Genomic DNA, 18030 nt, shown 5'->3' on the forward strand with positions numbered 1-18030 from the left:
GCATCTGTCATGAACCGGCGGCGAGCCCCACGCGAAGCCATGCCGGTGCCGCCTCGGCGTCGATATTCTCAGTCCGCCTGTGCTCGACCGACCAGCCGAGATCGGGATACGCAACGACCTGCCGTTTTTCGTCGGCCCCGGCCAGCGGCACCACAACGAGCCGCCGATTGACCTTCTGCCGCCAGTTCATCCGCGCGGTATTTTCCTGTCCGACGTAACAGCCCTTGGTAAAGCTCACGCCGTTCAGTTCGGCGGCATTGCATTCGAGCCACAGCGTCGTGCCGTCGCCGAGTTCGGCGCGGCCTTCGGTGACGCCGAGCGCCAGCCGGTGCGCCCGCCACCGTTCGTCGGCCCCTTCACCTTCCGCAGCCGGCGCCAGCCAGCGCTGGCCGAGCTCGGGCAGGCGCGGATCGACGACGCCGAGGTCGCCTTCCGGCGCCCAATGGACGCACAGATCGGGTTCGCGCTCGATGGTGATCGCGCGGCGCAACCGATAGAGCGTCAGCCGTCTCGCGAGGTCGCCGGCCGCGTCGCGCTCGCAGTCGATCAATATGTCGTCGCCGTCGCCCCATATCAGGAAATCGAACAGCGCCTTGCCCTGCGCCGAGAGCAACGCCGCCCAGACGGGAAGATTGCCCGACGTGTCATTGGTGACGAGACCTTGCAGGAAGCCGCGGACGTCCTCGCCCGACAGACGGATGAGCGCACGATTGATCAGGGTGGTATTGGCCATGGCGATAATTTAGGGACGCCCCAGCCAAAGCCAAGCCCACTATCGACGAGTCTTTTCCATGACCGACCGCCTGACGATCCGCCGCCCCGACGACTGGCATGTCCATCTGCGCGACGGCGCGATGCTCGACCATGTCGCGCCCTATACCGCGCGCCAGTTCGCTCGCGCGATCGTCATGCCGAACCTGTCGCCGCCCGTCACCACCGCCGAGGAAGGCCGCGCGTATCGCGACCGTATCAACGCCGCGGTGCCGGCGGACCTCGACTTCACCCCGCTGATCGTCGCCTATCTCACCGACCACAGCAGCCCTGAAGAGATGGCGCGCGGCCATGCCGAAGGCGTCTTCACCGCCGCCAAACTTTATCCCGCGCACGCGACCACGGGCAGTGCGCACGGCGTCACCGACGTCTCGAACATCATGGGCGTGCTCGAACGGATGCAGGAGATCGGCATGCCGCTCCTGATCCACGGCGAGGTTACCGACCATGACGTCGACATCTTCGACCGCGAGGCGGTGTTCATCGAACGCACGCTCGAACCGCTGATGCGCGCGCTGCCCGCGCTGAAGATCGTTTTCGAACATATCACGACCGCCGAGGCGGCGCAGTTCGTCGCCGACGCGCCCGCCAACGTCGCCGCGACGATCACGCCGCAGCATCTCCACATCAACCGCAACGCGATGCTCGTCGGCGGCATCCGCCCGCACGCCTATTGCCTGCCCGTTGCGAAGCGCGAGCACCACCGGCTCGCAGTGCGCGCGGCCGCAACGTCGGGCTCGCCCAAATTCTTCCTCGGCACCGACAGCGCCCCGCACGCGGTGCACACGAAAGAGGCGTCGTGCGGATGCGCGGGCATCTTCAACGCGCCCTACGCGCTCGAAAGCTATGCGATCGCGTTCGATCAGGATGGTGCGCTCGACAAGCTCGAAGGCTTTGCGAGCGAGCATGGCCCGAACTTCTACGGCCTGCCGCTCAACAATGGCACGGTAACGCTCGAACGCGCGCCGGTGACCGTTCCCGACATTATCGGCGAGGTCGTCCCCTTCCACGCCGGCGAAACGATCGGCTGGCGGATCGCCACCTAAGCCGCAGGCATCATCCGCTCGGCGCGCATCTTGCGCCACATGTCGAAACTGAACACCGCGATACTCGCCCAGATCAGGATGAAGCAGGCGAGCTGTGCGGGCTTCAATGGCTCGTGGAAAACGAACAGGCTGAGCAGGAACTGCACCGTCGGCGCGAGGAACTGGACAAAACCGAGCGCCGCATAGCTCATCCGCCGTGCCGCGGTCGCAAAGAGCAGGAGCGGTACGGCGGTGACGATCCCGCCCGCCATCAACAGCGCGCTGATCGATCCGTCCGACCCAAAACCGCGCCCGTCCCCGGCCCACAGGTAAAAGGCCGCAATCGCCAGCGAGGGCACGAACAACACCGTCGTCTCGATCGCCAGGCCCGGAAGCGACCCGACCGGCACGACCTTGCGGATGAGCCCGTATATGCCGAACGAGAAAGCGAGCGTCAGGCTGATCCACAGCGTATCGAGCGCGCCCGCGAGCAGGATCGCCACGCCGATACCCGCGATGACGACCGCCGCGAGTTGCAGCCGCGACAGCCGCTCGCCAAGGAACACCATGCCGAGCATCACGTTGACGAGCGGATTGAGATAATAGCCGAGGCTTGCCGCGAGCACATGATCGGTGAAGATCGAATAGATATAGACGAGCCAGTTGACCGCGATGAGCAACGCACTCGCGAGCAGCAGGCGCAGCGTCCGCCAATCCTTGAGCGCGGTCAGATATTCGCCGATCTGGCGGCGGAAGAACATGATCAGGAAGCAGAGCGGCAGCGACCAGATGATCCGCTGCGCCAGCACCTCGACCGGCGGGACGCTGCTCAGCAGCTTGAAGAACAACGGGACGAAGCCCCAGATGCCATAGGCCGCGAGCGCATAGGGCAAGCCGCCCTGATGGCTCCCCGCCGGGACCTTGTCCTCGGTCATGATTGCAAACCGCCTTCCGGCCGGAAATTCAGATGATGCCGCCGCCCAGCATCAGGCGGATCACGCCGATGACGATGACGACGATGTTCAGGTTGCGCCCGCTCGTCTTGTCCGACATCGCGCCGAGCGCGAGCCCGACGACGGCGAAGGGTATGATCACCCAATTCGCCCAGCCGAGCAGCGGGATGAAGGCGAAAACGGCCAAAACCAGCGCGATAACGCCAATGACGAGCGATCCGATATTGAGCATGGCCGGGACTGTCGCACGTCGCCTGCGATGCGGCAAGGGCTTTCGGTTCATCGACGGATGCACTCGCTTCGTCTTGTTGCCTAACGTTCATGCAACGTCAGCGAGACCATGGCCGTTCTCACATCGAAGCGCCCGGTCTCGCCAAGCGGGACGAGGCGCCAAACCAGGAAAGGACTTAATATGCGTAATCTCACCAAGGGTCTGATGGGCGCTTTTGCCGCCGCCAGCGTCGCCCTGACCGCGCCTGCCTATGCGGGTATCGCGGCACCGGCGAAGGCGGATGGCTTCCATCAGCTCGACCAGTCTTCGGGTTTCCACAAGAAGCGTAAGGATCGCCGCTATTATGCCAACGACCAGCGCATCAACCGCAACACGCGCGTGTGGCGCGGTGAAGATGGCCGTTATCGCTGCAAGAAGGACAATGGCACGACCGGCCTTCTGATCGGTGGCGCCGTCGGCGGCCTCGCCGGCCACGAAATCGCGGGCGGCGGCGACAAGCTGCTCGGCACGATCATCGGCGCCGGCGCCGGCGCGCTGATCGGCCGCGAGGTCGACCGCGACAAATATCGCTGCCGTTAAGCCAACAGCACCCGTCTCGAGTGCGGGTTTGGACCCCTCCACCCGTACGCGCTGATGGAGAGGGCACCGGTTTCACCGCCGGTGCCCTCAAGCGTATCCGCTTGCCGAACAGGCGCGCTTGCCGCAGAAGCACCGGCCAACGTTGCCGGAGAATGAAGATGTTGAACGGTCCCCTGCTCGTCACCGAGCGGCTGATCCTGCGCCCGCCCGCAACCGAGGATTTCGACGGCTTTGCCGAAATGTGCACCGAGGAAGACACGATGCGCTTCATCGGCGGCACCTGTCCGCGCTCGCAGGCGTGGCGGATGTGGTGCACGCTCGCGGGTGCCTGGCACATCCGCGGCTTTTCGATGTTTTCGGTAATCGAGCGTGCGACCGGCGAATGGGTCGGACGGCTCGGCCCGTGGGAACCCGAGGGCTGGCCCGCGCCCGAGATCGGTTATGGCGTGCGCGCCAAATTCGCGGGCAAGGGCTATGCGCTCGAGGGCAGCGTCGCCGCGTGCGACTTTGCGGTCGAATTCCTGAAATGGCCCGAACTGATGCACAGTATCGATCCCGCCAACACGCGCTCGCAGGCGCTCGCCAAGCGGCTCGGCGCGACGAACAGCGGCCCGACCCGCCTGCCCGCGCCGTTCGAGGACGCACCGGTCGACGCGTGGACGCAAAGTGCCGATGCCTGGCGGGTGAAGCGCAAGGAATTCCTGCCCTGAAAATCGCGATATCGGTAAAAGCGTCTCGCTCCGAGACAGTTTTCGGCTAACAAAGCATCGCCCGTTAACGCATTTTATTTGCGCCTTTTTGGTCAGGATCGGGCATTCCCGTCACAGGATTAAGGGAGTGTTAGCGATGATGTTGCGCGGAAAATGGCTCGTTGCCGGCTTGCTGATGGCGGCCGCACCGCTTGCCGGTTGCCGGGACAATCCCAATGCGAAGGCCGACCTCGCGCCGCTCGACGACGGGCTGACGAACGCCGACCCGGCGATCAAGGGCGCGCTCGAAGACAAGATCATGGTCGATCCGAAGATCGCCGACCAGTCGAACCGCAACGCCGTGGGCCCGGGCAACCGGCCCGTAGACGGCGGCGTTCCCGGCATCGCGGGCGGCAAGGCCGCCACCGCCGCCGAAGCCGCCGCTGCGCTTGCCGCGGGCAAACTGCTCGCCGCCCCGAAAGCCCTGCCCTTCGAGGCCGGCTGCGACGGCTGCGAAGCGGAAAAGCGCCCCGTCACGATCGGCGCCCTCGCGCGCGACCAGCAAAAGGGCAGCTGCGACGCCAAGCTGACCTATGGCAATGCCTGGGCCGATCGCCTGCCCGCGGCCTTCAAGGTCTATCCGCGCGCGACGCTGCGCGAGGCCGCAGGGATCGCGGGCGGCAAATGCAATATCCGCGTCGTCAATTTCCAGACCGCGGCATCGATGCAGGCGGTGCTCGACTATTATCACACGATGGCGATCCGCGCGGGCTACACCAGCGATCACCGCGTCAACGGCAATGAACATATGCTCGGCGGCACCAAGGGCGACCTCGCCTATGTGCTGATGATGCGCCGTGACGGCGCGATGACCGACGTCGACCTGGTGGCATCGGGCGGGAAATAACCCTTCCCGCAAGCCCAAACAAAAAGGCCCCGGTTTCCCGGGGCCTTTTTCTTGGCGGACGAACAAGCCCGTCAGATCTTGTCGCCAAGCGCGCCTTGCACCTTGCCTTTGAGGTTCTGGGCTTCGCCCTTGCGTTCCTGCGCTTCGCCTTCGGCGCGAAGACGCTCGTTGTCGGTCGCCTTGCCGATCGCCTGCTTGGTGTTGCCGGCAGCTTCGTTGGCGAGGCCTTTTGCCTTTTCGGTGAATTCACCCATGGGGAGTCTCCTTATCTTCGCAGAGGCGGGAGGGGCTCGCCTCTTGTGAGACCAACGGAAGGCCGGGAAAGCTGTTCCGCGGTTTGGGACAAGGCGTTCACTACAGGAGGTAATCGACCGACGGGCGTCGCATCAAGACAGCCCGTCCGAACAATGTTCTTGATACGTTCCAAATAAATTCTTACGCAGCCTGGCTGGATTGGGGAGAGTGAGCAGTGGAACTGGAGCCGGGCTGCATCATCGAACAGACCGATCTGTCGGATGGCGACTTCGCCGACGCCGACCTCGCAGGCGCGATGCTGACCGGCTGCGTGATGCGCGACGTGCAGTTCAGCGGAACCTGCCTGCAAGACGCGCGCCTGACCGGGTGCCGCCTGATCCGCTGCCGGTTCGCCAATGTCGACATGCGCGACGCGATTTTCGACAATTGCTCTTTCGTCGACGACGCTGGCCATCTCGGCACGCAATTCGCCTTCTCGCGCCTCGATCAGGCGCGCTTCGCCCGCACCGATCTGTCCTTCGCCAAATTCGACCGGTCGGCGCTGTTCGGCGTCGAGTTCGACGCATGCAACATGCGCGGCGCGGCGTTCCACAAAGCCGATTTCAGCCGGACCTTCGGGCGCAAGCTCGTCAAGACGGCGGCAGCGATGCGCGGCTGCAACCTCGAATTTGCCGACCTGAACGGCATAGGGATGCCCGGCTGCGACCTGTCGGGCTCGAATTTCCGCGAAGCGGTGCTGTTCGATGCCGATCTGGAGGGCGCCGACCTGCGCGGCGCTGACCTGGTCCAGGCGCTGACCGCCGGCGCCAAACTGGCGCGCGCCGACCTTCGCGAAGCCGATGTCGCGGGCCTCAACCTGAAGGAGCTGGCGAGCATCGACGGGCTGATCATATCGGCGGACCAGCAGCCGCACCTGCTGGCCGCGATGGGGCTGGAAATCTATCCGGGCTGAAAGCCCCGTCTAGATCAACCCCGCCAGCGGGCTCGACGGATCGGCGTAACGGCGGACGCCCATGCGCCCTGCGAGATAAGAATCGCGCCCCGCCTCCACCGCAAGCTTCATCGCGCGCGCCATGCGGATCGGGTCTTTCGCCTCGGCAATCGCGGTGTTCATCAGCACGCCGTCGCAGCCAAGCTCCATCGCCACCGCAGCGTCGCTCGCCGTCCCGACGCCCGCATCGACGAGCACCGGCACCGACGCGCCCTCGACGATCAGGCGGATCGTGACCCGGTTCTGGATGCCCAGCCCCGAACCGATCGGCGCGCCGAGCGGCATCACCGCGACCGCGCCCGCATCCTCGAGTTGCTTCGCCGCGATCGGATCGTCGACGCAATAGACCATCGGCAGGAAGCCCTCTTTCGCGAGCACCTCGGTCGCCTCCAGCGTCTCGCGCATATTCGGGTAGAGCGTCTTCGCCTCGCCGAGCACTTCGAGCTTCACCAGGTCCCAGCCGCCCGCCTCGCGCGCCAGCCGCAAGGTCCGGATCGCGTCGTCGGCGTTGAAGCAGCCCGCGGTATTCGGCAGGTAAGTGATCTTCTTGGGGTCGATATAGTCCGTCAGCATCGGCGCATTCGGGTCCGACACATTGACGCGGCGCACCGCGACGGTGACGATTTCCGCCCCCGACGCTTCGACCGCAGCGGCATTCTGCTCGAAGTCCTTATATTTGCCGGTGCCGACAATCAGCCGCGACGTGAACGTCCGTCCGGCGACACTCCACTGATCCGCTGACACCTCAACCGCCTCCCACGAAATGAACAATTTCCAGCGCATCGCCCTCGGCGAGCGCGACGTCGGCAAACGTCGAGCGCGGCACAATCACCCGGTTGCGCTCGACCGCCACCTTCTTCACGTCGAGGCCGAGCGAAGCGACAAGATCGGCAACGCTGCCTTCGCGCACCTGCCGTTGCTCGCCGTTGAGGATGACCGAGATCACTGGGGAATCCGCCTTGCTTTGCCTTTGCCGAGCTGCCCATATAGGGGGAGCGCCCTGCGTCGCAACCGAAAGACCGCCTCTTGCCCGACCTTCCCACCGTCTTCGTCTTCTCCGGCCCCAACCTCAACCTGCTTGGAACGCGCGAGCCCGAGATCTATGGCCACGACACGCTGAACGACATCCACGCGCGGCTCGAGGCGCAGGCGGCCGACCTCGGTCTCCGCGTCGAATGCCGCCAGACGAACCATGAGGGCGTGCTGATCGACTGGCTTCACGAAGCCTATGTCGCGGGCGCGAAAGCGGTATTGCTTAATGCGGGGGGCTATACGCACACCTCGATCGCGATCCACGACGCGATCAAGTCGATCAAAGTGCCGGTGATCGAGGTCCATTTGTCGGACCCGATGAAGCGCGAGGAATTCCGGCACATCAGCTATGTCGGCATGGCAGCGGTCGCGCATTTTGCCGGGCACGGCGCGAACAGCTATACGCTGGCGCTGGACGCCGCCGCCCGTCTCTGACAATAGGGCGCATCAAAAACGGGGTCCGAGCGTCGGTACACCGACGCCGCAACAACAGGAAAAATTCTCATGGGTGACCATAAAGACAATGGCATCAACATCGATCCGGCCTTCGTGCGCGCGCTCGCCGAACTGCTCGACGACACGCAGCTTTCGGAAATCGAAGTCGAGGATGGCGACCGCAAGGTGCGCGTCGCGCGCACGCTGACCGCCGCCGCGGCGCCCGTCGCTTACGCACCCGCGCCGGTCGCGGCGCCCGCTGCCGCGCCGGCCGCTCCCGCCGCTGCGCCCGCGGCCGCTGCCCCCGCCGCCGACAATTTCGCCGACGCGGTGAAATCGCCGATGGTCGGCACCGTCTATCTCGCGCCCGAACCGAGCGCGCCCAATTTCGCCGCCGTTGGTTCGGCGGTGAAGGCCGGCGACACGATCCTGATCATCGAGGCGATGAAGGTCATGAACCCGATCGTCGCCCCCGCATCGGGCACGCTGAAGGCCGTGCATGTCGAGAACAGCCAGCCGGTCGAATTCGACCAGGCGCTGTTCACCATCGGCTGAGCCCCTCACCCATGGCCATCGAAAAGCTCCTGATCGCCAACCGCGGCGAGATCGCGCTGCGCATCCACCGCGCGTGCCACGAAATGGGCATCAAGACCGTCGCGGTCCATTCGACCGCCGACACCGACGCGATGCACGTCCGCCTTGCCGACGAAGCCGTCTGCATCGGCCCGCCGGCGGCGAAGGACAGCTATCTCAACATCCCAGCGATCATCGCGGCCGCCGAAATCACCGGCGCCGACGCGATCCATCCGGGTTATGGCTTCCTCTCCGAAAATGAGCGCTTCGCCGAAATCATCGAAGCGCACAACATGGTCTTCGTCGGGCCGAAGCCCGAGCATATCCGCACGATGGGCGACAAGGTCGAAGCAAAGCGCACCGCGGTCGCCTTGGGCCTTCCCGTCGTTCCGGGTTCGCCCGGCGCCGTGACCTTCAGCGAGGAAACGAAAAAGCTCGCGAAGGAAATCGGCTATCCCGTCCTGATCAAGGCCGCCTCGGGCGGCGGCGGGCGCGGCATGAAGGTCGTCCCCGACGAGGAGAGCCTCGAAAGCCTGATGGGTCAGGCGTCGAGCGAAGCGGCGGCCGCCTTTGGCGACCCGACCGTTTACATGGAAAAATATCTCGGCAACCCGCGCCACATCGAATTCCAGGTGTTCGGCGACGGGAACGGCAACGCGATCCATCTCGGCGAGCGCGACTGCTCGCTCCAGCGCCGCCACCAGAAAGTGCTCGAAGAAGCCCCCTCGCCGATCATCTCTGCCGAGGAACGCGCGCGCATGGGCGGCATCTGCGCCGACGCGATGGCGAAAATGGGCTATCGCGGCGCCGGAACGATCGAGTTCCTGTGGGAAAATGGCGAGTTCTTCTTCATTGAGATGAACACCCGCATCCAGGTCGAGCATCCGGTGACCGAAATGATCACCGGTTTCGATCTCGTCCGCGAACAGATCCGCATCGCGGGCGGCGCTGGCCTCTCGGTCAAACAGGAGGACCTCGAATTCCGCGGTCACTCGATGGAATGCCGCATCAATGCCGAGGATCCGCGGACGTTCCTGCCCTCGCCGGGCAAGGTGACGAGCTATCATGCTGCGGGCGGGATGCACGTGCGCGTCGATAGCGGACTTTACGCCGGCTATTCGATCCCGCCCTATTACGACAGCATGATCGGCAAGCTGATCGTCTATGGCCGCACCCGCGAAAGCTGCATGATGCGGATGCGCCGCGCGCTCGAGGAAATGGTCATCGGCGGGATCAAGACGAACATCCCGCTGCACCAGGCGTTGCTCGCCGACCCCGACGTGATCCACGGCGACTATACGATCAAGTGGCTCGAAGAATGGCTGGCGCGGCAGGATGAAGAGGCAAAAGCCTGACATCTATTCTTGCGACGGAGTGTGCGGCCGCTCACTTTAATTGCGGATAGTTTTTGGCTATGGGCTTTAACCATGGTCAAGAACTCCCCCATTTCGGCGCGTCCCGCTGCGGCGCTTTTCCTCCCCCTGACCCTGCTCGCGGCACCCGTCGCCGCGCAGACGAACGTCAAGGAGGATTCGGTCGTCCTCCAGCCCGACAAGGTCAAGGACGACGCCCCCGTCGTCGAAACCGCAGCCCAGGCCAATCTGCCGAGCTGGTCGAAACAGAATGCCGAGGCGCTGCTCGCCTCGATCGAGGGCGTCGGCGCCGAGGGCCTGTTCGCCAAGGATTACAGCCCCGACGCACTCGCCGCCGCGATCATGAGCGGCGATCAGGCGCGGCTCGACAAGACCGCGACCGACACCTTCCTGTTGCTCGCGACGCACCTGCGCGACGGACGCACGCCCAACGCCGCGCGCAAACAGTGGTTCATGGTCGACAGCGACGGCGACAATGAGCCGCTGCTCTCGCTGCTCGCCGCGGCGCTCGGCGCCGGAACGGTCAGCGAGACGCTCGCGACCCTCGACCCCGTGCACCCCGACTTCGCCGCGCTCAAGGCCTCGCTCAAGAAGGCGAAGACGCCGGCCGACGCCAATGCGATCCGCGTCAACATGGAACGCTGGCGCTGGATGCCGCGCGCGCTCGGCGAACGTTATGTCGTCAGCAACGTCCCCGAATATGTGACGCGCGTCGTCCACGGCGGCACGATCATCGCGACGCACAAGGCTGTCGTCGGCAAGAATTCGACCCCGACGCCGCAGCTCAACCCGATGGCGACCGGGATCATCGTCAACCCGACCTGGACGCTGCCGCGCAGCATCATCAACGAAGGCATCGGCGCGACGATCGCACGCAACCCGTCGGCGGCGCGCGCGCAGGGCTATACCTGGACGGGCAGCGGCAAGACGCTGTCGGTCGTGCAACAGCCGGGCGCGAACAACGCGCTCGGCGTGATGAAGATGGAGATGCTCAACCCGCACGCCATCTATCTGCACGACACGCCGTCGAAGGGCGCGTTCGCCGCCGCGGCGCGCGCGTTCAGCCATGGCTGCATTCGCACCGAGCGCGCGCTGCACTTCTCGGGCCTGATGGCGGTGATGTTCGCGGGCAAGAGCCCCGAAGAATTCGGCGAAGCGATCGCGAGCGGCAAGACGACGCGCTTCGGCTTCGACAACCCCTTCCCCGTCTATGTCGCCTATTGGACCGTCATTCCCGACGGCAAGGGCGGCGTGAAGAAGCTCGCCGATATCTATGGCCGCGACGCGCCCGTGGTGGCGAGCTTTGCCAAGCCCGGCCGCCCGACCGCGACGATCGTCGCACCGACGCCGCCGGCTGTCGTTCCGACGGTCACGACCACCGCACGCGCGACGACGCCGGGGACCAGCGGAATCTATTGATAGATAACGGCGAACGGAGCCGTCGTTCGGGCGACGGCTTCGAAAAATGTCACGGCGACCGGTAGCGGCTCGGCGGCACCCCGAGCATGCGCTTGAACATCGTCGAAAAATTGCCCGGTCCGTCATAGCCGAGGTCATAGGCGATCGAGGTCACCGGCTCGCCGGCCGCCAGTTTCGGCAGCGCCACCGACAGACAGGCCTGCTGGCGCCATTCGGCGAAGCTCATCGCCGTCTCGCGCCGGAACAGCCGGGTGAAGCTGCGGCGGTTCATCCCCATCGCATCCGCCCATTCGTCGATCGTCGCCGCCGCGTTCGGTCGTTCGAGGAAGGCGTGGCATCGCCGTGCGAGCGCCGGATGCGACGGAAAGGGAACCGCCAGCGGGATCGGCGGCGCCGCATCGATTTCCGCCATCAACAGCTGCATGACGAGTCCCTCGCGGCCCGCCACATCATATTCGGGCGTCACTTGCGCGGCGGCGGTCAGGAGGTGGCGAAGCAACGGCGACACGCCGACCACCTGACACTGTAGCCCCCGCCCGGGGCATTCGCCAGGTTCGACGAGGACGCTGCGCGTCTGCACCGCGCCCACCATGCGCACCGAATGCGGCGTGCCACCTGGGATCCAGACCGCGCGCTCGGGCGGCGCCACCCATGCGCCCGATGGCGTGCTGACCGCCATCACGCCGCGCGCGGCATAGAGAAACTGGCTGCGGCGGTGCCGATGCTCGGCGAGTTCGAATGAGTCGGGATAATCGTGGCCGATCGCGATGAGCGGCCGTGACACATGATCATTCTCGTCGGGATAAAAGTCCATCATGTCCCACTTGCAGAAATGATTGGCTCATACAAGCAAGCGGGAACAAGGCGTCCTTGCTAGAGGCGCGCTTCCCAGAAAAGCGAAAGACCCGATCGTGACCGATTCCGCCGCCACCCTGCCCACCTCCCCCGATATGCTGCCCCCCGCCGCGCCGCGGCAGGACGGACCGAAGCTCGTGGTACAGATCGTCGGCGCGGTCGCCTTCGCGCACCTTCTGAACGACCTGATCCAGGCCGTGCTTCCGGCTATCTATCCGATGCTCAAGGATAAATATCATCTGAGCTTCGGCCAGATCGGCTGGATCGCGCTCATCTATCAGGTGACCGCCTCGCTGCTCCAGCCATGGGTCGGGCTCTATACCGACAAGCGTCCGCTGCCCTATCTGCTGCCGCTCGGCATGATCATCACGCTCGCCGGGGTCGGCGGGCTTGCGATGGCGGACAGCTATTCGGCGCTGATCCTCGCATCCGCCGTTATCGGCGTCGGATCGGCGACCTTCCACCCGGAGGCGTCGCGCGTCGCGCGGATGGCGTCGGGTGGCCGCTTCGGCACCGCCCAGTCGGCGTTCCAGGTCGGCGGCAACACGGGTTCCGCGCTCGGTCCCATCGTCGCATCGGCGATCATCCTGCCGTTCGGGCAGACCGCGGTCGGCTGGCTCGCCTTCGTGGCCATCGCGGCGATCTGGGTGCTCTTCGGCGTCACGAAATGGCGGTTGCAGCACAGCCGGGCGCAAGCCAGCGCCCCCACCGCCGTCCATGCGTCGCCCCGCAGCCGCCGCGAAATCATCCGCGCCCTGTCGGCGATCGGCATCCTCATGTTCGCCAAGTTCATCTACATCGGCGCCTTCACCAACTATTTCACCTTCTACCTGATCGAACGGTTCGAGCTGACCGCGCGCGAATCCCAATTCTATCTTTTCTGCTTCCTCGCCGCGGTCGCGGCCGGGACCTTCGCAGGCGGGCCGGTCGGCGATCGCATCGGCCGCAAAGCGGTGATCTGGGTGTCTTTCCTCGGCGTCGCGCCCTTCGCGATGATCCTGCCGCACGCCAACCTGTTCTGGACGACGATCTTCGCCATCTCGATCGGCCTGATCATGTCGTCGGCGTTCGCCGCGCTCGTCGTCTATGCACAGGAACTCGTCCCGGGCCGCGTCGGACTCGTGTCGGGGCTGATGTTCGGCCTGATGTTCGGGATCAGCGGGGTCGGCGCGGCCGGGCTCGGCCAGCTTGCCGACCTCTATGGCATCGTCTGGGTGTACAAATTCTGCGCTTACCTGCCGCTTCTGGGCCTCGCGACATTCCTGCTACCGCGCTCCGACGAGCATCGACGAACCGCCTGAAGACGGGTTCGTCGAGATGCACGCATCGCCGCAGCGACAGGTAAAAGCGCCTAGTCCGCGGTGTTCGGCAGCGGCCCGCTGATCGAGCTCGCGCGCCGCAGATTCTCCATCCCCGGCAGCGGGTCGGCGGGCGGCAGTTCGAACGGCTTCGGCATCGGCGGCGGCGCGCTCAGCCGGTCGGCGAACAGCAGCCGCCCCGGCCCGAGCTTGTAGAGGATCATGGGCAGCAGCTCTTCGCCGAAGACGAAGCAGCCTTCACTGCGCCCGAGCTTGCCCTGCGTCGCGATCAGCGCCGGCTCTGCGTACCACGCGCCGTGCACGACGATCGCGCGCTGGTCGGCCGAATAATTGTCGGGCTCCAGCCCCGCGAGGCGCATCGACGATCCGTTGGCGCCCCAATAATAATCGCTGGTGCGGTACGCCCCGCGCGAGGTCGCAAGGCTGCCGACGCGGTTCGAAAAACTCTTGAGCCAGCCGTCGTGCTGCGGGTCCGATCCGCGGCCATGCGTCACCGGGAACATGTCGACCTTGCCCGCGACCATGTCGACCAGCGCGAAGCGCGGGCGCGATGATGGCAGGCCGAAATCGACGACGCCGACGCGGTCGCTCTGCGGGATATTGCGTCCCTGCATCGCGAGCTGCTTCTTCGCCACGGCCAGATAGTCGACCGGCGGCGGCAAAGGCGCCGCCGGCTGCTGAACCCAATTGGGGAGCTGTGCCCGCGCCGGTACGGCGGCCATTGCCCCCGCTCCCGCCATCGCTGCCAGCATCGCCCGTCGATCGATCAATTCATTCACTTGCAACCCAACCCCGCATTGGCCGCCTTTTACGGTCCTTCGACTTTGCATAAGTCGTATGTTGGCCGCGAAAGGCAAGCAGGTGGTTCCCCTTCATGCGGGAAGATGTGCCATATATGCCATGAATAGCGAGTTTACGCTGCTGTAAGGCTGCGTTAGGACACGCGCCATGAACGCAACCATCTGGCACAACCCCGCTTGCGGCACCTCGCGCAAGACGCTGGCGATCCTTCAGGAAACCCCCGGCGTCGCGCTGACCGTGGTCGAATATCTGAAAAATCCGTACAGCGCGGACAAGCTCCGCCAGCTGTTCGCCGACGCCGGCATCGCCGCGCGTGACGCGCTGCGCCTGCGCGGCACCGACGCCGAGGAACGCGGACTGAAGGACGCGAGCGAGGACGATATCATCGCCGCGATGGCCGCGAACCCCGCCTATGTCGAACGACCTATCGTCGAGACCGACAAAGGCGTGAGGCTGTGCCGCCCGCAGGACGTGGTGCACGAAATTCTTTAGTCGGCTGCTATGTGTAGAACCCTGAAACGGGAGTGTTGAACGAGACCGGCTTCCATCCACTCGCATAGTTGGCGAGCATCGAAGAGCACATCCAATCGGTCCAGATATAGGTCTCCGTGCCGCCAGGGAGTTCATCCCAATATCTGGCATAACCAAGTTCGATGAGATCGCTCATCAACATCCGCAATTCTTCCAGAACCTCCCCGCCGGTATGTTCGTGCAGCGGCAAACTGAACGGCCTAGGCTGCTCGGGCAGAAGCCCATTATAGATCGTCGTCGAGACCAGGGCCGACAACAGGTCATCGAAATGCGCCGAATCCAGAACCATGTCGGCGCCGCGCTCCAAATCGGCTTCGACCAACCTCCAGCCCACATTGCAGCCTTCGACCACGCCCACACCTCGCAGGAAGTCCATGGCATGTTGGTCGTGGCTAAATGACGTGTAAAATTCCGGTGTTCCGCTATCGTCGTATCGCTCGATCATGTTGGGCCGCAACTCGATCAGGAGATGAATCAGGCGGCGGCAAACTCTCCACCGGGGCGTGTTGCGCGGATCAATCGGTTGCTGCGGAGGCATCGGGGACATTTGCCCTATCCACTCTTAACAATCGGCTAGCCCGCAACGATCCGCCCCCCGGCGATACGGAAGCGCGTCACCGGCCCCGGCATGTCGCCGAACAGCGCCGCCTCGGTTCCCGTCAGCCACGCCTGCCCGCCCTGCCCTGCCAGCCGCTCGTAGAGCGCGCCGCGGCGCAGCGGGTCGAGGTGCGCGGCAACCTCGTCGAGCAGCAGCACCGGCCGCTGCCCGCGCGCGCGCGCGACGCTGTCGCTATGCGCGAGGACGAGCGAGAGCAGCATCGCCTTCTGCTCGCCGGTCGAACAGCGCGCCGCCGCGCGCCCGGTCGCGGCATGGACCGCCGACAGGTCGTCGCGGTGCGGTCCGGCGGTCGCGCGGCCCGCCGCGGCGTCGATACGGCGGCGCGACGCGAATAGCGCCTTCAGCGCGTCAACCTCATGCGGTGCATCGCGCGCGGCGCCGTCGCTGTCGACCAGCGTCAGCAGCGGGCGCGCGAAGGGCGCGTCGGGCTGCGCCGCGAGTTCGGCCGACAGCCCCGCGAGCATCCGCTGACGCGCCGCATCCATCGCCGCACCATGTTCGGCAAGCTGCGCCTCGAGGCTCGCGAGCCACGCCGGATCGGCGGCAGACAGGTCGGCGAGCAATTTCCCCCGCGCGCGGAGCGCCGCCTCGTAGCGATTGCTGTGCTGCGCGTGGCGCGGGTCGAGCGCGAGCACGAGCCGGTCGAGGAAGCGCCGCCGGTTGCCCGCGGTCTCGACGAACAGCCGGTCCATCGCGGGGGTCAGCCACAGCACCGCCAGCCAGTCGCCGAGCGCGGTCGCCGCGGCGGTCGCGCCGTTGATGCGCACGATCCGCCGCCCCGGCTGCGCCGCCTCGATCCCCGTGCCGAGCGACACCGGCGCCAGGTCCGCACCGGCCTGAACCTCGGCAAACACCGCGAAGCCGCCGCTCGCGCCGTCGCGCACCATGTCGGACAGCGCGGCACGGCGAAGCCCGCGCCCCGGCGCGAGCAGCGAAATCGCCTCCAATATATTGGTCTTGCCCGCGCCATTATCGCCGTGGAGCGCAACGAGTCCGGCTGCGGCTGCCATGTCCGCGCCGGCATGATTGCGAAAATCGGTCAGCGAAAGGCGGGTCAGCGTCATCTGCCTGCCCGCCTACCGCAGCCTCCTCGACGAAGCCAGTGCATCCGGCGGGCGCGTTCCATTGAAATTTTTCCGATCATCGGGAATTATCGCCATATCAGCGCATATTTCGCGCTGAAATAATATGTCGCGAGCCGAAAAACCCCGCTTAACCGCCAATGAATGAAATTGGCACGGTCCCTGCATTACTGTTGGCATCCACCGGATGGCCCGGATGGAAGGTTCAAGGAAGGAAAATATCATGGCCCATTTCAACGTCGAATCGTTCAAGAGCTACGCGATCGCTGCGGTTGCCTCGCTTTACTGCTCGATCATGCTCCTCGCCGCTGCCGGCCCCAACGGTCTGATCGCCTGACCGACCGCCGCGGTCCTCGATAAACGCCGGCCGTCGTGGCCGGGATGGAAAGGAAAGAAATGAAACAGGGTTTTCGCAAGAATCGTCGCGACGGGATGATCTTCGGCGTGTGCGCCGGAATGTCGGACCAGTTCGGTATCGACGTCTTGTGGACGCGCGTCGGCTTTGTCGCCCTGACGCTTCTGGGCTTCGGCCTGCCTCTGCTGCTGTACCTCGCCGTCGCGATCCTCGCGCCTTAAGGACAGCCCGGGCCGGCCGCCTTCGAGGCGCAGTCGCACCGGCCCGCATATTCCCAGGACCAAGGGCTCACCGGCCACCCCGGTGGGCCCTTTTCTATTTTGGCAAGCTCCAGTGCACGGCGAATGCGAACTGCCGCCCAGCCACATCTTGGCCGTCGGCGGTTTTCGGCTGCAACTTGATCGTCGAGGCTAGCTGGTAGGTCGAAAAGCGCAGATCCTCCATCAATTGCGCGGTATAGCCAGGAACCTCGGCGGGATTGGAAAACACGGTGCCACGATCGCGACACAGTAATTTAAGGTCGGCCCCGATATCGCACGTCACCCGAACCTGGGCATTGACCGAATAACGCATGGCAATCGCAGGATAGAGCATCTGAAGCAGCCGGCCATCGAGCGGCTCGGCGAACAAAACATTGCGCGTGGTCAGCGCCGGCTCCGGCGCGACTGCAAAGCGTGGGCGTGCATCGGCGGGCCCGACGACCTCTTCGAAGAAGCGAATGGAAAACACCGTGCGTTGGTCGCCGGGGAACAGGCGGAGCGTCTTCAAGCGCCGCGCCGCCGCCTTGAAGAGCGCGGCATCAACCCGGCTGGTCGAACGCTCCGCCTTGTCCCTCGCCTCCAATATCTTGTCCCAGTCCACACGCTCTTGCCCGGGCGGTACGAGCGAGGCCGGTACGCAATTACCCGGCCCTCCCGATGGGACGAATATGATGCAGGCCAAGCGAACGGGAACCGGCCTATCCAGCGGGATTTCCAGTTCGTCCCATGTTGCGGCGCGGACAGAATCGCTGATCGGCACGCGGATATCCGCCTGCTGGACCACCCCATAACCGACGGGCAGCATCATTTCCTCGTCCGCAGGCGCCGCCACACCGGATGCCGCGGCCATCAACACCAACATAATCGTCATTCTGTGCCCCCCAATGAGGAGATTTGGAGCACAGAATCACAGCAGGAGAAAGCGCAAAGGCGGCACCCCGCCGAACGGTCCGGCCGGGCACCCTTCGGTCACT

The 18030-nt window shown here is 65.2% G+C and carries 23 protein-coding genes; 12 read left to right on the forward strand and 11 right to left on the reverse strand.

Annotated features, from left to right (window positions below; all coding sequences use genetic code 11):
• Positions 1-7 precede the first annotated feature (7 nt).
• On the reverse strand, positions 8-733 hold the full coding sequence (locus VGN62_RS16970; protein WP_327456041.1) for a folate-binding protein: 726 nt from the start codon (positions 731-733) through the stop codon (positions 8-10).
• A 58-nt stretch (positions 734-791) separates the two neighbouring features.
• Between VGN62_RS16970 and pyrC the strand changes: the two genes are divergently transcribed.
• Entirely contained in the window at positions 792-1817 is a 1026-nt protein-coding gene (gene pyrC, locus VGN62_RS16975) for a dihydroorotase (protein WP_327456043.1), read from the forward strand.
• Here pyrC and rarD read toward each other — a convergent pair.
• Positions 1814-2731, reverse strand: coding sequence for an EamA family transporter RarD (rarD, locus tag VGN62_RS16980; protein ID WP_327456045.1), 918 nt, complete (start codon positions 2729-2731; stop codon positions 1814-1816). The genes pyrC and rarD overlap by 4 nt on opposite strands.
• Before the next feature lie 28 nt (positions 2732-2759).
• A complete protein-coding gene (locus VGN62_RS16985; RefSeq protein ID WP_054588143.1) occupies positions 2760-2981 on the reverse strand; it encodes a hypothetical protein in 222 nt (73 codons plus the stop codon).
• 180 nt (positions 2982-3161) lie between these two features.
• On the opposite strand from VGN62_RS16985, the gene VGN62_RS16990 reads away from it, so the two are divergent.
• The 3 genes from VGN62_RS16990 (at position 3162) to VGN62_RS17000 (ending at position 5156) form a co-directional block, all read left to right on the forward strand.
• Complete coding sequence (locus VGN62_RS16990; protein ID WP_327456051.1) at positions 3162-3560, forward strand: glycine zipper 2TM domain-containing protein; 399 nt, start codon at positions 3162-3164, stop codon at positions 3558-3560.
• Between the two features lie 158 nt (positions 3561-3718).
• Entirely contained in the window at positions 3719-4270 is a 552-nt protein-coding gene (locus VGN62_RS16995; protein WP_327456053.1) for a GNAT family N-acetyltransferase, read from the forward strand.
• Between the two features lie 136 nt (positions 4271-4406).
• A complete protein-coding gene (locus VGN62_RS17000) occupies positions 4407-5156 on the forward strand; it encodes a hypothetical protein (protein WP_327456055.1) in 750 nt (249 codons plus the stop codon).
• Between the two features lie 71 nt (positions 5157-5227).
• On the opposite strand, the gene VGN62_RS17005 is transcribed toward VGN62_RS17000, so the two are convergent.
• Positions 5228-5410 (reverse strand): CsbD family protein, encoded by a 183-nt coding sequence (locus VGN62_RS17005; protein WP_327456057.1) that lies wholly within the window; start codon positions 5408-5410, stop codon positions 5228-5230.
• Between the two features lie 215 nt (positions 5411-5625).
• Between VGN62_RS17005 and VGN62_RS17010 the strand changes: the two genes are divergently transcribed.
• Positions 5626-6363 (forward strand): pentapeptide repeat-containing protein, encoded by a 738-nt coding sequence (locus tag VGN62_RS17010; RefSeq protein ID WP_327456059.1) that lies wholly within the window; start codon positions 5626-5628, stop codon positions 6361-6363.
• A gap of 9 nt (positions 6364-6372) precedes the next feature.
• Here VGN62_RS17010 and VGN62_RS17015 read toward each other — a convergent pair whose 3' ends face one another.
• Positions 6373-7185, reverse strand: coding sequence for a bifunctional sulfur carrier protein/thiazole synthase protein (locus VGN62_RS17015; protein ID WP_414713295.1), 813 nt, complete (start codon positions 7183-7185; stop codon positions 6373-6375).
• Positions 7148-7348 carry a sulfur carrier protein ThiS gene (gene thiS, locus VGN62_RS17020; RefSeq protein WP_327456063.1) on the reverse strand — a complete coding sequence of 67 codons (201 nt, stop codon included), beginning with the start codon at positions 7346-7348 and terminating at the stop codon, positions 7148-7150. Before thiS ends, VGN62_RS17015 begins: the two co-directional genes overlap by 38 nt.
• 80 nt (positions 7349-7428) lie before the next feature.
• Between thiS and VGN62_RS17025 the strand changes: the two genes are divergently transcribed.
• The 4 genes from VGN62_RS17025 to VGN62_RS17040 all read left to right on the forward strand — a co-directional run bounded on the left by VGN62_RS17025 (position 7429) and on the right by VGN62_RS17040 (position 11234).
• Positions 7429-7869, forward strand: a complete 441-nt coding sequence (locus tag VGN62_RS17025; protein WP_327456065.1) for a type II 3-dehydroquinate dehydratase — start codon at positions 7429-7431, stop codon at positions 7867-7869.
• A gap of 69 nt (positions 7870-7938) precedes the next feature.
• The gene (gene accB, locus VGN62_RS17030) at positions 7939-8424 is read left to right on the forward strand and encodes an acetyl-CoA carboxylase biotin carboxyl carrier protein (protein ID WP_327456067.1); all 486 of its coding nucleotides are present in this window, start codon (positions 7939-7941) and stop codon (positions 8422-8424) included.
• 11 nt (positions 8425-8435) lie between these two features.
• Entirely contained in the window at positions 8436-9797 is a 1362-nt protein-coding gene (accC, locus tag VGN62_RS17035; protein ID WP_327456069.1) for an acetyl-CoA carboxylase biotin carboxylase subunit, read from the forward strand.
• Between the two features lie 72 nt (positions 9798-9869).
• On the forward strand, positions 9870-11234 hold the full coding sequence (locus tag VGN62_RS17040) for a L,D-transpeptidase family protein (protein WP_327456071.1): 1365 nt from the start codon (positions 9870-9872) through the stop codon (positions 11232-11234).
• Positions 11235-11283: 49 nt separating this feature from the next.
• Here the strand turns inward: VGN62_RS17040 and VGN62_RS17045 are convergent, their stop codons facing one another.
• Entirely contained in the window at positions 11284-12051 is a 768-nt protein-coding gene (locus VGN62_RS17045; RefSeq protein WP_327456073.1) for a helix-turn-helix transcriptional regulator, read from the reverse strand.
• 94 nt (positions 12052-12145) lie between these two features.
• Between VGN62_RS17045 and VGN62_RS17050 the strand changes: the two genes are divergently transcribed.
• Positions 12146-13390 carry an MFS transporter gene (locus tag VGN62_RS17050; RefSeq protein ID WP_327456075.1) on the forward strand — a complete coding sequence of 415 codons (1245 nt, stop codon included), beginning with the start codon at positions 12146-12148 and terminating at the stop codon, positions 13388-13390.
• Between the two features lie 50 nt (positions 13391-13440).
• On the opposite strand, the gene VGN62_RS17055 is transcribed toward VGN62_RS17050, so the two are convergent.
• Entirely contained in the window at positions 13441-14130 is a 690-nt protein-coding gene (locus VGN62_RS17055; protein ID WP_327456077.1) for a murein L,D-transpeptidase catalytic domain family protein, read from the reverse strand.
• Positions 14131-14356: 226 nt separating this feature from the next.
• Here VGN62_RS17055 and arsC point away from each other — a divergent pair, with 226 nt between their 5' ends.
• The gene (gene arsC / locus VGN62_RS17060) at positions 14357-14701 is read left to right on the forward strand and encodes an arsenate reductase (glutaredoxin) (protein ID WP_327456079.1); all 345 of its coding nucleotides are present in this window, start codon (positions 14357-14359) and stop codon (positions 14699-14701) included.
• 7 nt (positions 14702-14708) lie between these two features.
• Here arsC and VGN62_RS17065 read toward each other — a convergent pair whose 3' ends face one another.
• Positions 14709-15287 (reverse strand): hypothetical protein, encoded by a 579-nt coding sequence (locus VGN62_RS17065; RefSeq protein WP_327456081.1) that lies wholly within the window; start codon positions 15285-15287, stop codon positions 14709-14711.
• 26 nt (positions 15288-15313) lie between these two features.
• Positions 15314-16423: a DNA replication/repair protein RecF gene (recF, locus tag VGN62_RS17070; RefSeq protein ID WP_327456083.1), complete on the reverse strand. Its 1110-nt coding sequence runs from the start codon at positions 16421-16423 to the stop codon at positions 15314-15316.
• A 414-nt stretch (positions 16424-16837) separates the two neighbouring features.
• Here recF and VGN62_RS17075 point away from each other — a divergent pair, with 414 nt between their 5' ends.
• Positions 16838-17017, forward strand: a complete 180-nt coding sequence (locus VGN62_RS17075; protein WP_039580111.1) for a PspC domain-containing protein — start codon at positions 16838-16840, stop codon at positions 17015-17017.
• Positions 17018-17111: 94 nt separating this feature from the next.
• On the opposite strand, the gene VGN62_RS17080 is transcribed toward VGN62_RS17075, so the two are convergent.
• A complete protein-coding gene (locus VGN62_RS17080) occupies positions 17112-17927 on the reverse strand; it encodes a hypothetical protein (protein ID WP_327456085.1) in 816 nt (271 codons plus the stop codon).
• Positions 17928-18030 lie beyond the last annotated feature (103 nt).

This window comes from Sphingopyxis sp. (assembly GCF_035998905.1).
In the GTDB taxonomy this organism is placed as follows: domain Bacteria; phylum Pseudomonadota; class Alphaproteobacteria; order Sphingomonadales; family Sphingomonadaceae; genus Sphingopyxis.